Source organism: Nesterenkonia sedimenti (assembly GCF_012641515.1).
GTDB classification, from domain to species: Bacteria; Actinomycetota; Actinomycetes; order Actinomycetales; family Micrococcaceae; genus Nesterenkonia; species Nesterenkonia sedimenti.
In genome coordinates, this window is the sequence record NZ_JABAHY010000001.1 from 408,092 (window position 1) to 422,359 (window position 14,268).

A 14,268-nucleotide genomic window follows, 5' to 3' on the forward strand; every position below is an offset into this window, starting at 1 on the left:
CTGATCCTGGATAATGGTCCGGTGCTTCAAAACCAAGCCAGCCGGGGTAACGCAACCTTCCATCACCGCAATGCTGCCCTTCTGTCGGTGGCCGAGGTAGAGGCTCCGGAGGTGTTAACCTCCAAGGACTTAGACCGGCGGCTTGCCGACGCGCTGAAGCGGTTGAAGCTGCCCACCGGTCTGCTGCAGCGGGTGGCCGGTGTCCGCTCCCGGCGCAACTGGCGCCGCGACGGCGATATGCGTACCGGGACCGTGGAGGCCGGCCGCAAGGCCCTGGAGGCTGCCGGTGTGGACCGCTCGGCCATCAGTGTGCTGATCAACACCTCGGTGACCCGCGACCACCTCGAGCCCTCCGTGGCAGTCGGTGTCCACCATGAGCTGGGGCTGCCCAGCTCGGCGATGAACTTCGACATCACCAACGCCTGCCTAGGCTTTGTGAACGCGATGACCCTTGCTGCCACCCTGATCGACTCCGGTCAGGCGGAGTACGTGCTGATCGTCAACGGTGAGGATGCCCGCCGGGTCCAGGACGCCACGGTGGAGAGGATCAATAATCTCGACGGTCTCTCCCGGGAGAACTTCATGAGTGAGTTCGCCTCCCTGACCCTGGGCTGCGGTGCCGCCGCCGCGGTGATCGGCCCCGCGGATAAGCATCCGGAGGGCCACCAGCTCATCGGCGGGGTCACCCGGGCTGCCACCCAACACCACGAACTCTGTGTAGGTGACCATCAGGGCATGTTCACCGACGCCCGCGGCCTGCTCGACGGTGGCCTGGAACTGGTGATGGATGCCTGGCAGGACGCCAAAGCCGATTTCGACTGGCAGTCCATGGACGCCTATATCACCCACCAGGTCTCCCAGCTGCATACCTCGGCGATTATCAAGGCCGCCAAACTGGATAAGAAGCGAGTGCCGATCACCTACCCCGAACTCGGAAATGTGGGCCCGGCCTCACTGCCGATCACACTCGCCCGACAGGCGCCCAGCCTGGAGCGCGGATCCCGCGTACTGTGCATGGGTGTCGGCTCGGGGCTGAACACTGCCATGCTGGAGATCCAATGGTGAAACTTCCCCGTATCCCCGGTTTGGGCAGCTGGCGTCCGATCAGCGCCCGCCCCGCCCAGAACCCCCACCAGGCTCTGACCAAAACGCCCTTGCCCGGATTGGATCCGGTCTGGTCCCGGGTTGTGCAGGCAAAGACCGACGACGGCCGCCGCAGTTTCCATGTTCTGGACACCGGCCCGGTGCTCGAGGAGCTCGGTGTGGCTCCGGAGGGCACCATCCTTGCCGTACACGGCAATCCCACCTGGTCCTATATGTGGCGGGAGGTGCTGGCTGAATCAGTTCGGCAGGCCCAGCAGGCACTCAATGGCGGCTCTGGCCGGATCTGGCGGGTGATCGCCCCCGATCAGCTGGATATGGGCTTCTCCGAGCGGCTGGCTCACCCCGAGGCACCCTCAGCCGGTGCGCCCAGCTACCGCAAGCTGGAGCAGCGGATCACTGATCTTGATGGCCTGATGGACGCCCTTGAGGTCGAGACCGATAAGCCCCTGGTGACCCTTGGTCATGACTGGGGCGGCATCATCTCCCTGGCCTGGGCCACCCGGCATCACCAGGCAGTGGATGCTGCGATCAGCCTCAACACCGCAGTGGATCATCCCTCCGGGGAGCCGGTGCCGGCTGCTCTGCGTGCGGCCATGGCCCCCGGTGTACTGCCGGCATCCACAGTGACCACCGATGGATTCCTCAAGGTGACCCTCTCGCTGGCCGAGGATATGGATGATGAAACCCGCCGGGCATTCCGCTCCCCCTATGTCTCTCGCCGTGGTCGCGGCGGCATCGGCGGTTTCGTCGCAGATATCCCAGCCCTGGCCGAACATGATTCCCGCACTGTCTTGGAGGAGACCTCAGCGGCACTTCGGGAATGGACCAATCCCGCCCTGCTGATCTGGGGACCGAAGGATCCTGTCTTCCAGGACCGCTATCTGCATGACCTCCTCGACCGGCTCGGAAATGCTGCCGATGGTCAGGGGGCTGATCTGCACCGCTTTGAGGGTGCTGGTCATCTCGTCGGTGAGGATAAGGACATCAGCGAGGTCATCTTCACCTGGCTGCGGCAGCGCTTCGACGAGCCTCAGGATCAGAGCCTGGCCTCCCCCGAGCCTGCCGCTGAGATCATGGGCCTGCATGACCAGTTGGAGGAGATGGCTGCCTCCTGGCGCCGGGAGACGCCCGCGGCTGTGGAGATGCCACCGGTGGAGCTTGCTGCCCCCGGGGAACAGCCGGTTACCGTGAGCTGGTCCCAGCTGCGGGAGGAGGTCAACGCCCTGGCCTCGGGCCTGTATGAGCTCGGAGTCAGCCGCGGTGACCGGATCAGCCTTTTGGTCCAACCGGGGAACTCGCTGACCGTCATTCTCTACGCCTGCCTGCGCCTGGGTGCGGTGGCCGTGGTCGCCGATGCCGGACTGGGCATTAAGGGGCTGACCCGCGCTGTGCGCAGTGCCCGCCCAGACTGGGTGATCGGTCAGCGCACCGGCCTCACCGCTGCCCGGGTGCTGGGCTGGCCGGGCCGCCGAATCAGTGTTGATGCCCTCTCCCCCAGGGCCACAAAGATGCTCGGTGTTGAGGCCAGTGTGGAACGCCTGCTGCGCCGAGCCGGCTCACTAGCCTCCACTGCCGCGGCCCTGCAGGAGATCCCCGCCCCCGCAGCCCAGGACGATGCCGCGATCCTGTTCACCTCAGGCTCCACCGGCCCAGCCAAGGGTGTCGTCTACACCCATGGCAGGCTGGGTGCGCTGGTGGCACTGCTGCGTCAACAGTTCGGCGTTGCCCCAGGCGCTTCTCTGATCGCCGGCTTCGCACCCTTCGCGCTGCTGGGCCCAGCCATCGGCGCCACCTCGGTGACCCCGGATATGGTGGTCACCAAACCGGCAACCCTGACTGCTGCGGCAGTGGCGGAGGCCGCTGCTGCCGGCCAGGCCACCATGTTCTTCGGCTCCCCGGCGGCACTGAAGAATGTTGCTGCCACTGCCCATCGGCTCACCGATGAGCAGCGTGAGGCGCTGCGCCGGATCCGTTTGGTCCTCTCCGCCGGCGCTCCGGTGCATCCGGCCCTGCTGGACACCGTTCAGGAGATCTTCCCGGAGGCTGAGCTGCACACCCCCTACGGGATGACCGAGGGTCTGCTGCAGGCAGATTTCACCCGTGAGGAGATCCACCAGGCCGCTGAGGAGTCAGCCTCACCCCGCAGCCAGGCCGGGGTCTGCGTGGGCCGTCCAGTCTCCGGAGTTCATTTCAGCCTTGCTCCCCTGGATCAGCTGGGACGCCCCGCTGAAACTGAACTGCTGGATCCCGCCGAAGCCCCCGGAGTGCTCTCCGAGCTGGTGGTCTCAGCTGCGCATCTGAAGGAACGCTACGACCGGCTGTGGTTCACCGATCAGCAGTCCCGCCGGGATACCAAGGATCAGCTGATCTGGCACCGCACCGGTGATATCGGCGCCTTCGACGCCCAGGGCCGGCTGTGGATTCAGGGCCGGCTTCAGCATGTGATCACTACCCCGGCTGGTCCTATCGGCCCCGGGGTCGTAGAGACTCCCGTGGATGCCCTGGCGGAAGTGGCTCGCAGTGCCGCTGTGGGTGTGGGGCCTGTGGGCACCCAGTCGGTGGTTGTCATCGTGGAGGCTGAGCGGGGTCAGAAGCTGCATCTGCCCGGGACTCCTTTGGCCCGACCGGAGTTCGCCCGGGAGGTCCGCGCTGCCTGTGCTGATGTCCAGGAGGTCTCCACCGTGCTGGTGGTGGATTCTCTGCCCACTGATATTCGGCATAACTCCAAGATCGATCGTTCCGCCCTGGCCCAGTGGGCTGAGCAGGTTGTCGCCGGGAAGAAGGTGAGCGCTCCGTGAGCACTGAACTGCTGCCGCCGTCGAAGGTTCTGATCACTGGGGCCTCTGGACTGTTGGGTCGCAGTGTTGCCGCTCGCCTGGCCGAATTGGGCTATGCGGTCACCACCATGCAGCGCAGTGCCTCGGGGCTGACCGGGGTGCGTGAGCTGCGGGGCTCGCTGACCGACCCCGATGCGGTCGCCCGTGCTGTGGAGGGTCAGGATGCGATCATCCATATGGCGGCCAAGGTCTCGGTCTCCGGTGCCCGTGAGGAGTTCGAGAACGTCAATATCCGCGGCACTGAGCAGATCTTCGACGCCGCCTGGGCGGCTGGAGTGGAGAACATCCTCTATGTCTCCTCCCCCTCGGTGGCCCATGCCGGTGAATCCCTGGTCGGTGCCTCTGCGGGTGCACCGGATCCAGTGCATGCCCAGGGGAACTATGCCCAGACCAAGGCTGCGGCTGAGCTGATTGCTCAGGAACGGACCAGCCTGGGCACGAATGTGCTGATCATGCGCCCGCATCTGGTCTGGGGCCCCGGTGATGGCCAGCTGACCCATCGGATTGTTGCCCGTGCCCGTTCCGGGCGGCTTCCTCTGCTGGGCAATGGTGCTGCCCTGGTGGATACGCTCTATATCGATAATGCGGTGGATGCTTTCACCGCGGGCCTGCGCAGGCTGCCCCAGTTGGCCGGTGAGCGCCTGGTGGTCACCAATGGTGAGCCCCGGCCGATCGGGGAGCTGCTGATCGGGATCGCTGAGGCCGGAGGCGCTCGCCGCCCGCGGCTGCGGGTGACCCCGGGTGTGGCCAAGGCTGCTGGTCTGGCCATTGAGAAGGTCTGGGCTGGGGCTTCACGCTTTGTGCAGATGCCCGGTGACGGCGAGCCGCCGATGACTAAGTTCCTGGCTGAACAGCTCTCCACTGCCCACTGGTTTGATCAGCGCCGCACCCGCGAGCTCTTGGACTGGAGACCATCAGTCAACGTGGAGGAGGGTCTGGCCCGCCTGGCCGACCACGTCCAGAGAACCGGCAGCGTCCTCTAACCCCTCCCGATTTTCATAGACCTGTTGGTTCCTCAGAGCGCTATAGCTCACTGATAGGTCAACAGCTCTATGCAAGCAGACCTTCATCCAGCAGAGCGAGATAGGGATCGCCTTCCAGCCCTAATGCATGGGCAAAGGCAGGTTCAGTCTTCATACCGCTGACCTTGAGTTGATGGACCTGCTCTGCGAGGACTGGACCTCCGCGCTGCAGCAGAACGTACTCCGCCACCAGGTGCCTAAAGGCTCTCTGCTCCCGGACAGGAGTCTGCTGAATGAAGAACTCAATCGGGAAAGCATCCCCTTCGAAGGCTACGCACCAGGTCTCTTCTTCTCTGCTGTGTGGCCACACTGACAGCCCTGGAGCCTGGGAGAAACACTCGACGACGGCGTCCCGTGCAGCTTTGGGATCACGGCTGGACACCAGAATGTCCAGGTCTGAAGTGTCCACATCTATTCCCAGCGGGAGAGTACCGGCGAGCACCCATTCTTCGATCTCTGGTATGGAGTCCAAACCCAAATCCTGCAGTGCTTCGGCTGCGGTTTGCTGCCGTTGTGAGCCGGCCAAGAGGTAGCTTCGATCGAGGAGCTTCTCCGTGGCAGCAATGACATCATGTGGCATAAGTTCACTGTATCGGCTGGTCGGAAGGGGGTTCGGCCCCCAGCTGTGGAAAACGTCTGCAGAATTTCGGAATCACGGACATCATGAGGACATGGCGTCCGGGAACTCTGCCCAGAACACCGTTTTGAAGCTGAGCCGCGCTCTAGAAGATGGGACTCATCTGGCCTTCCACTACGGCCGCCAGGTGAAGCGTGGCGAACTGCTCAAACTCCGACGGGGTATATATGTGCCCACCATAACTTGGTTTGAAGCTCATCCTTCTGAACGGTTCAGTTACGCTATTCAGGCTGTAGCCGCTCATTTGGAAAGGCCTATCTTCTGCCGTGAGACAGCCTTGCACATATGGGGTATACCGCTGCTTCGAATGCCAGAAGCAGTGCAGGTTAGGGCTAAGAACCGGGGTGAGGTGCGCCTGATACCCCAGCCTAGGATGACAGTCAGGATGACTGTCGATGCATTCCTGCGTCAGTGCACTGATATCCGTAAGGAGTTGGTCTCACCGGCAGCTTTTCGCGGTTTCGGCACTCGGTATGTGACTCCGCTTCCACGCCTCAGCTTCGCTGACGGGGTAGTGGCCCTTGATGCAGCCCTGCGTGGAACTGACCAGCACTCCCCCGTCTCGACCGAGCTTCTGCAATCATTGGCCTCGGAGTTAATGGGGTCCCGTCCAGCTCGCTTTCGGTGGGAGAAAGCCTTCAACACCGCAAGTCCACTATCTGAGTCCCCCGGAGAGTCCTGGGCCCGTGCTCTCTATGAAGAGCTGGGTTTCAGGACCCCGAAGCTACAGGTTTCCCTAACCACTGAGGGCAAGAGGTACCGGGTGGACTTCCTCTGGGAGGAGGCCGGCGTTGTCGGGGAGTTCGATGGGTGGATGAAGTACCAGACAGAGGGTCGTGAAGCCCTGAGGGCAGAGAAGTTGCGTGAGGATGCCATTCGCAGCCTCGGTTTCACTGTCCTGCGCATCTACTGGGAGGACCTCCAGAACCCCGAGCAGCTCAGACGCAAGCTTCAGCGCGCGGGAGTGCCTACCCAATCCTCATAGAGCTGTTGATGCCGCAGATGGCTATAGGGGTCTGAATCTCGAATAACTCTATGAAAATCGTTGCCGAACAGGAGGTCAGTATTTGCTGATGGCGCGGCGGGCGGAATCGGTGCGCTGCTCGGGGTTGGCGATATCCACTGTGGCATGCAGGATGCTCACACCCTCCGGAGAGGCCAGAAGTGGGGAGAGCTGCAGGGAAGCCACCTGCGGGTGGTTGTCCTTCAGCGTGGCCACTCGCTGCACGGTATCCCGCAGCGCCTCATAGTCCACCGCGGGCAGCCCCTGGTAGCCGAAGAGCTTCTGGGAGGCCTTCGGGGCATGCAGCAGCCGGTGCAGGTCCTGGTCGGTCAGCGGTGGCACCCCATGGGCCCAGTCCTCCAGCAGATCCACTGCGTCCCCGGAGATGCCGAAGGACAGCACTGGGCCCATCATGGGATCCTCAATCGCCCGGACAATACAGCCCTGCCCGGTGGGGGCCATGGCCTGGACCTCCAGTCCGGGGCTGCCGTATTTGGCCAACTGACGGCGCATATCGGCCACCACCCGGCGCAGCATATCCTCGGAGTCGATATTCAGCTGCACCCCGCCCAGGTCCAGACGATGGCGCAGATACGCGTTGGTGGACTTCACTGCCACCGGATAGCCCAGTTCAGCTGCTGCCTCCGCGGCGGCGTCGACAGTCTCAAAGCCCACCGAGGGCAGAACCTCGAGCCCGTAGAGTCCCAGCAGCTGTTTCAGCTGCTCATCATTGAGCCGGTGCAGTGCCGCGCCGTCGACATCTTGGAGCCACCCATCGAGCAGGGCATCTCCCTGGCGGGCGACTTTGGTTCCTTCGAGCCCTTCGGGGATATAGGACTCCCCTACGCCCTGGGACCGCCAGCGGTGATAACTGACGATCTTGGCCAGTGCCGAGACTGAGCGGGCCGGGGAGGAGAAGACCGGGACTCCCTGCTGGAGGGCGGAGGTCTCGATCACCGGTCCGGCATTGCCGATGAAGTTCAGCGGAACATCGGCATCCAGAATCCCGATCAGAGACATCACCATTGGTTTGGTGTACTGCTGGGCGGTCATCGAGATCGCCCGGGAGTGGTCGTGGTGGTCCCCAGTGATCGAGGGCTGCAGGCAGACAGCCACGGAGTCGACGTCGTCGTCCTCGAAAAGCTGGGCCAGGGCGGTGGTGAGATTCTCCTGGGCAACAGCCCTGGTGCCCTCGAGATCGAGGTCGCTGATCACCGTGGTGGGTTCCAGGCCGTGCGACTCGGCGGCATCGGCCAGCAGCCGGCCCATGGCCGCGGAATTGGCCAGGATGCCGAGCCGGTTACCCGCCGGCAGCGGCTGGGTGGCCAGGACTTCGAGGATGTCCATCAGGGAATCGTGGTTACCGGCCTGGATAACCCCGGAGTTCTTCAGCATCGCATCCACCGCACCCTTGGGAGCCCGGGAAAGACGGACCTCATGGCCCGGGGGCAGCCGGTGTCCGCTGAGGTCACCGGTGGCCACCACAACAGGTTTGGTCAGCGAGAGCCGCCGGGCAATCCGGGAAAATTTACGCGGGTTGCCGAAGGACTCGAGATAGACCCCGACGGCGCGGGTGGCGTCGTCGTCCTCGAAATACTGCATGGCGTCATTGCCGGAGAGGTCAGCACGGTTGCCCGCCGAGATCACCGAGGAGAGCCCCAGCTCCCGGCGGTGCGCCTGGGCGTAGAGAGAGACACCGATGGAGGCCGATTGGCTGAACAGTCCCACTCCCCCGGGCACGGGCATAGTCGGTGACAGCGAGGCGTTCAGGGAGACATCGGGGTCAGTGTTGATCAGGCCCACTGAGGCCGGTCCGATGACCCGCATCCCCCAGCGCCGGGCCTGACTGACCAGTTCGCGCTGGTCAGTGCCGTCAATTCCGCCGGTGATGACCAAAATGCCTTTGACCCCATTGCGCCCGCAGTCGCTGACCACCTCGGCCAGATGTTCGGCGGGGACGCAGACTACGGCGAGGTCGATGTCCTGTTTGATGTGCTCCAAGGCCGAGTAGGCCGGGGTCCCGCCGACCTCAAAGGCCTCGGGGTTGACCGAGTGCACTCCCCCGGAGAACTGACCCTCGATGATGTTCTGCAGCAGGTGGTAGCCCACTGAACCGTACTCCCGGGAGGCCCCGATGACGGCAACCTGGTCGGGGTTGAGCAGCTCACGGACGCTGCGGGCCTCGGCGCGGTGTTCGCGGGCCTCCATCACCGCCCTGGACCGGTCAGTGGGGTCGATGGAGAACTCCAGCAGCACCACACCGTCCTCGTATTTGCGCTGGACTTCGTAGCCGGCCTCGGAGAAGACAGTGAGCATTTTGCGGTTCTCCGGCAGCACCTCGGCGGAGAACTTCTCGATGCCGACCTCACGCCCGGCGGCGGTGAGATGCTCCAGTAGAATCGAACCGAGCCCACGGCCCTGGTGCTGATCGGCAATATTGAAGGAGACCTCAGCCTCAGTGGAGTCATCGATGCGGTCGAAACCGCCGACGCCGATGATCTCCTCCTCACCGGAGGAACCACCCAGCAGCACCACCAGGGAGACCCGGTTGACGTGGTCCACAGTGGTGAACCGTTCCAGTTCCTTCTCGGTCAGCGCCGACTTATAGGTGAAGTAGCGCAGGTAGATCGAGGACTCCGACTGGCGTCGGTGCATCCGGGCGTAACGGTCAGCGTCATCGGGCCGTACCGGACGCAGATGGGCTGCTGCACCATCGCGCAGCACAACATCTGCTTCCCAGTGGGCCGGATATCCGCTGGTTTTCGCCGTCTCACCCATAGGATCAAGACTAACCAGAGAAATTGTTTAGACCTAGAGATCGCAACGATCACGCAGAAAAGGATCACGTTCCCCGCTTATGGCCCGCCGCTCAACCGATGCCACGGTGCCCACCACCAGTGCTGACAACATCATCGATATCGATGTCTCCTCTGAGATGGAGACGTCATTCCTGGAGTATGCCTATTCGGTGATCTACTCCCGGGCGCTTCCGGATGCCCGGGACGGCCTGAAGCCGGTGCAGCGGCGAATCCTTTACATGATGTCCCAGATGGGACTGCGTCCCGAGAAGGGTCATGTGAAGTCCGCCCGTGTGGTCGGCGAGGTGATGGGTAAGCTTCACCCGCATGGCGATGCCGCCATCTATGACGCCCTTGTCCGGATGGCCCAGTCTTGGGCGCTGCGGCTGCCGCTGGTGGACGGTCACGGCAACTTCGGATCCCTCGATGACGGCCCGGCTGCGGCCCGTTACACCGAGGCGCGGATGGCACCTGCCGCCCTGGCGATGACTGCTGATCTCGACGAGGACGTCGTCGATTTCGAACCCAACTATGACAACCAGCTCACCCAGCCGGAGGTGCTGCCCTCGGCTCTGCCGAACCTGCTGGTCAACGGGGCCTCCGGTATCGCGGTGGGCATGGCCACCAATATGGCCCCGCATAACCTGCGGGAGGTGGTCAACGGGGCGATCCATCTGATCCTGAACCCCGAGGCCACCCTTGAGGACATCATGGCCCATATCCCAGGGCCGGATATGCCTTCCGGGGGCCAGATTGTGGGCCTGCAGGGGGTCCATGATGCGTATCGGACCGGTCGCGGCAGTTTCAAGATCCGTGCCAAGACCTCCATCGAGCAGGTATCGGCCCGCCGCACCGGGATTGTGATCACTGAGCTGCCCTATATGGTCGGCCCGGAGTCCATCATCACCAAGACCAAGGAGGCGGTGCAGGCTAAGAAGCTTGCCGGGATCTCCGATGTCCTGGACCTCACCGATCGTCGGCACGGGACCCGGATGATCGTCGAGCTCAAGGCTGGCTTCAATCCGCAGGCGGTGCTGGCCCAGCTGTATAAGCACACACCCCTGGAGACCAGCTTCGGGATCAATAACGTGGCACTGGTCAACGGTCAGCCCCGGACTATGGGGCTGCTGGAGCTGCTTCAGGTCTATGTGGATCACCGGATCGATGTCGTCCGGCGCCGCACCACCCACCGGCTGGGTAAGCGCAAGGACCGCCTCCACCTGGTGGAGGGTCTGCTGATCGCGATCCTGGATATCGATGAGGTCATTCAGATCATCCGCGCCGCGGAGGACACGGCCACCGCCCGTGAGCGGCTGATGACCATCTTCGATCTCTCTCAGCCACAGGCAGAGCATATTCTCGAGCTGCGACTGCGCCAGCTGACCCGGTTCTCCACTATCGAGCTCGAGCAGGAGAAGCAGAAGCTCGAGGAGGAGATCAAACAGCTCACCGCCATCCTGGAGTCTGATGAGATGCTGCGCCGCACGGTGGCCGATGAGCTCACCGAGGTCGCCCAGCAGTACGGTGATGATCGCCGGACCGAACTGGCCGATTCTGCCCCTGCCGAGCTTGAGGCCGCCGCCCCTGCCAGTGGCAAGGCCAACCAGGATGCGGGCAGTTCCCTGGAGATCCCGGACTCCCCCTGCTGGGTGTTGCTGTCCACCTCCGGGATGCTGGCCCGCACCACTGATCGCAGTGCCCTGGCCCATCCCACCCGGCGTCGTCGTCATGATGCTCTGCGCTCTGTGGTTGCTGCCACTGCCCGCGGGGATATCGGCGCGGTGACCTCCACCGGCCGGATGATCCGGGTGCCTGTTATCGATATGCCGGCTCTGGAGGTCGCCGGCGGCACGGTGAATCTCAATCAGGGCGCGAAGATCAAGGACTTCCTGAATCTGGAGAAGCGCGAGACACTTATCGGACTCGTACCTCTGGATGCGGTAATCGCCCTGGGTACTGCTGCCGGGCGGGTCAAGCGGGTCAACCCCGATTACCCGCAGAACCGTGATGACTGGGAGGTCATCTCCCTGAAGGATAAGGACACGGTGGTCGGTGCCGCGGTGGCCGCCGGGGATTCCGACCAGCTGGTCTTCATCTCCCGGGGCGCCCAGCTGCTGCGTTACTCGGCGGAGAATGTCCGCCCGCAGGGTCGGACCGGATCCGGGGTTGCCGGTATGAAACTGGCCGACGACGACGCGCTCATCGGCTTTCAGGTCCTTCCGGCCGCAGCTGCCGAGGAACCTGGTGGAGCTGTTGTGGTCACCTGCGCCACCGGTTCTGAGACTCTGGATGGCCTCGGAGGCGAGAGCGTGAAGGTCAGCGATCTCAGCGAGTTCCCGGTCAAGGGCCGGGCCACCGGGGGTGTGCGAGCCCACCGGTTCCTGCGCGGTGAGGATCAGCTGACCCTGGGCGCTGCCGTGATGTCGCCGCCGCTGGCTGCGGATAAGCGCGGGGCCGCCCGGACAGTTCCGGCTGAGATGGCCCGTCGGGATGCCTCTGGTGTGCCGGTGGAGCAGTCCATTGAGGCGGTTGCTTCCTCTCCCCAGGCCATGGCTGAGACTGCGATTTCCGTCACGATTGCGACATAGTTCTACATCACGTAGAAATCTGTCTCACTGGGGAGTATCGTAAAAGTCAGAACAGTCTTTTGGCACAAGGAGCACGACTATGGCAAGCCTCGGTGAGCTTGAACGTTCAGTGATGACCCTGCTGTGGGATTCCACGCAGGCGCTGAGCGCTAATGAGGTCTGCGAACAGCTGGATGAGGACCTCGCCGTGACGACCGTGCTGACCGTGCTGGCCCGCCTGGAGAAGAAGGGCATGGTCCACCGGGAGCGGACCTCCCGGCCGCACCGCTACTCCGCTACTGCTTCCCGTGAGGAGCACACGGTGGAGATGCTCAATGAGGTCCTGGGCACTGCTCCTGACCGTGAGGCCGTACTGGCGCAGTTCATCGGCAGTGTCTCCGAGGACGAGGCCGCCGCCCTGCGCAAGATACTGGGTTAGTTCCGCGGCCGGGCACATGTCCCGGCCGCTCTCGTTCCGCTGCGCGGAACTTCACGCCTGAAGTCGCTGCTCGCTACGCTTGCAGCTCACGGACCGTGGGTAGGTCTCACAGTGGCGTCGGAGTAGATAAACTCTTCCCCTAGTGGAACCACTTGCCCTTTTCCTTGCTGGACTGGCCGTTGTCCTGGCTGTCCCCGTGCCGATGCTGCTGCATGAGGCGCGTTTCCGTGCCCGCTCCCCCTGGGCTGCGATGCTGCTCTGGCAGGCCATCGCCCTGGCCGGCGGGCTCTCTATGGTCGGGGCACCGATGGTCTATGGCCTGGCGCCTTTCGGTGATGCGCTGCCGGAGGCGATCAACACTGCGATCCGCCTGACTCTCAGCGAGGACTACCCTGCCCTGGGCGAGTTGGAGGTCCATCCCTGGCATATCTTCGCACTTTGTCTGGGACTGCTTCTGGCTGGGCATCTGGTGTTGACTGTGGTGCGCACCTACCTCCGGGTCCTCTCGGCACGACGCCGCCACCGCCAATTGGTCTCCCTGCTCTCGACTCCCCTGCCGGCCTCCGATGGCGGAAGCGAGGCCACTCAAGTCATCGAACACGAGACTCCGCTGGCCTACTGTCTGCCCGGGCGGACCAATGCCCGTTCAGTGACAGTGCTCTCCCGCGGTCTGCTGGAGACGCTGACCGAGGAGGAACTGGCAGCCGTGGTGGCTCATGAGAAGACCCATCTGCGCCAGCGCCATCACTTGCTGACCATGGCCTTTGAGGCCTGGTATCGGGCCCTGCCCTGGCTGCCGACCACCCGCCACGGGCGGGAGGCCGTTCTGGAGATCACCGAGATGCTCGCCGACGACGGCGCTCTGGCCACTCATTCCCGAGAGGATCTCCTCCGCGCACTGGCTGTATCTGGGGAGGGTTCCCCGGATAAGGATCTGAAACCTACGGCTGAGGCCAGTCTCATCACCGGGGTGCGTCTGCAGCGGCTGCTGGTGCCCAAGGCTCCCCTGGGCACCAGCGCCATAGCCGGCGTCGTCTTCTGTGCAGCTGCTCTGCTGGCGGTGCCAACCTCACTGCTGCTGCTGATCTGAGGCCAGCAGTCTGGTTCACTGGCGGGAGAGGAAGTCCTGGGCTCCGCCGACCAGCTCAGTGTGTTCCTGCTCCAGGCCGGGCTTATTGACCAGCTGGGCGATTTCGGCGGCGAATTCCTCCACCGTGTAGAGCTTGCCGGCTGCCTCCCGGCGGGATTCGATGGCACCGGGCTCGGCGCGGTCCAGCAGGGTCGCGGTGATAGTGCCTTCGATCATGTCACCGGAGACGATGGTGAGCTTGATGCCCTTCTCATCCAGGGTCGGGACCAGTTCCCGCAGAGCGTCCTCCCCGGCACGTTTGGAGCGGGCTACCGGCTCGTAGGCATCCAGGGTGGTGACTTCCTTGATGAAATGCGCCTGGTGGCTGGTGACGAAGACGATCTGCGAACCGGCTGGCATCACCTCAATGGCAGTTTTGACCATGGTGACCTGGGCGTCGCGGTTCAGGCGCAGGGCGTAGTCCTCCCCGCGGTCTGCCTCCATACCGCCGGAGGCGTTGAGGATCAGTAGATCCAGGGACCCGAAGTTCTCCACTGCAGCATCCACCAGCGCCTGGGCCCCGGCGGCCTCGGTGAGATCGGCCTGGACTGCTACGGCTTTGCCGCCAGCCTCCTCGATGCCTTTGACGACCTTTCTCGCTCGGGGCGCCTTGGCACGGTAGTTGACGACGACGCCGGCGCCGCGCTCAGCGATCAGCTGCGCGGTGGCTGCACCGATACCCCGGGAGGAGCCGGTGATGACTGCGCCTTTGCCTTCTAGATCTTTGCTCAT

The 14,268-nt window shown here is 63.8% G+C and carries 10 protein-coding genes; 7 read left to right on the top strand and 3 right to left on the bottom strand.

Annotation, left to right across the window (positions count from 1 at the left end):
• Positions 1-21 precede the first annotated feature (21 nt).
• Genes HGQ17_RS01975 through HGQ17_RS01985 form a run of 3 tightly spaced genes read left to right on the top strand, consistent with a single transcriptional unit; the run spans position 22 to position 4,924 of the window.
• Complete coding sequence (locus HGQ17_RS01975; protein ID WP_324615143.1) at positions 22-1,065, top strand: 3-oxoacyl-ACP synthase III; 1,044 nt, start codon at positions 22-24, stop codon at positions 1,063-1,065.
• The gene (locus tag HGQ17_RS01980; protein WP_168886274.1) at positions 1,059-3,902 is read left to right on the top strand and encodes an alpha/beta fold hydrolase; all 2,844 of its coding nucleotides are present in this window, start codon (positions 1,059-1,061) and stop codon (positions 3,900-3,902) included. The genes HGQ17_RS01975 and HGQ17_RS01980 overlap by 7 nt, the downstream gene beginning before the upstream one ends.
• Entirely contained in the window at positions 3,899-4,924 is a 1,026-nt protein-coding gene (locus tag HGQ17_RS01985) for an NAD-dependent epimerase/dehydratase family protein (protein WP_324615144.1), read from the top strand. Before HGQ17_RS01980 ends, HGQ17_RS01985 begins: the two co-directional genes overlap by 4 nt.
• A 67-nt stretch (positions 4,925-4,991) precedes the next feature.
• Here HGQ17_RS01985 and HGQ17_RS01990 read toward each other — a convergent pair whose 3' ends face one another.
• On the bottom strand, positions 4,992-5,543 hold the full coding sequence (locus tag HGQ17_RS01990; protein WP_168886275.1) for a DUF4269 domain-containing protein: 552 nt from the start codon (positions 5,541-5,543) through the stop codon (positions 4,992-4,994).
• A gap of 442 nt (positions 5,544-5,985) precedes the next feature.
• Here HGQ17_RS01990 and HGQ17_RS01995 point away from each other — a divergent pair, with 442 nt between their 5' ends.
• Positions 5,986-6,585, top strand: a complete 600-nt coding sequence (locus tag HGQ17_RS01995; RefSeq protein ID WP_168886276.1) for a DUF559 domain-containing protein — start codon at positions 5,986-5,988, stop codon at positions 6,583-6,585.
• A 75-nt stretch (positions 6,586-6,660) separates the two neighbouring features.
• Here HGQ17_RS01995 and HGQ17_RS02000 read toward each other — a convergent pair whose 3' ends face one another.
• Positions 6,661-9,381: a GNAT family N-acetyltransferase gene (locus HGQ17_RS02000; protein WP_168886277.1), complete on the bottom strand. Its 2,721-nt coding sequence runs from the start codon at positions 9,379-9,381 to the stop codon at positions 6,661-6,663.
• A gap of 79 nt (positions 9,382-9,460) precedes the next feature.
• On the opposite strand from HGQ17_RS02000, the gene HGQ17_RS02005 reads away from it, so the two are divergent.
• From HGQ17_RS02005 to HGQ17_RS02015, 3 genes are all read left to right on the top strand, one after another.
• On the top strand, positions 9,461-11,989 hold the full coding sequence (locus HGQ17_RS02005) for a DNA gyrase/topoisomerase IV subunit A (protein ID WP_168886278.1): 2,529 nt from the start codon (positions 9,461-9,463) through the stop codon (positions 11,987-11,989).
• Between the two features lie 79 nt (positions 11,990-12,068).
• A complete protein-coding gene (locus HGQ17_RS02010) occupies positions 12,069-12,407 on the top strand; it encodes a BlaI/MecI/CopY family transcriptional regulator (protein WP_168886279.1) in 339 nt (112 codons plus the stop codon).
• A gap of 142 nt (positions 12,408-12,549) precedes the next feature.
• Positions 12,550-13,497 (top strand): M56 family metallopeptidase, encoded by a 948-nt coding sequence (locus tag HGQ17_RS02015; protein ID WP_324615145.1) that lies wholly within the window; start codon positions 12,550-12,552, stop codon positions 13,495-13,497.
• Positions 13,498-13,512: 15 nt separating this feature from the next.
• Here the strand turns inward: HGQ17_RS02015 and HGQ17_RS02020 are convergent, their stop codons facing one another.
• Positions 13,513-14,268, bottom strand: a complete 756-nt coding sequence (locus HGQ17_RS02020) for an SDR family oxidoreductase (RefSeq protein WP_168886280.1) — start codon at positions 14,266-14,268, stop codon at positions 13,513-13,515.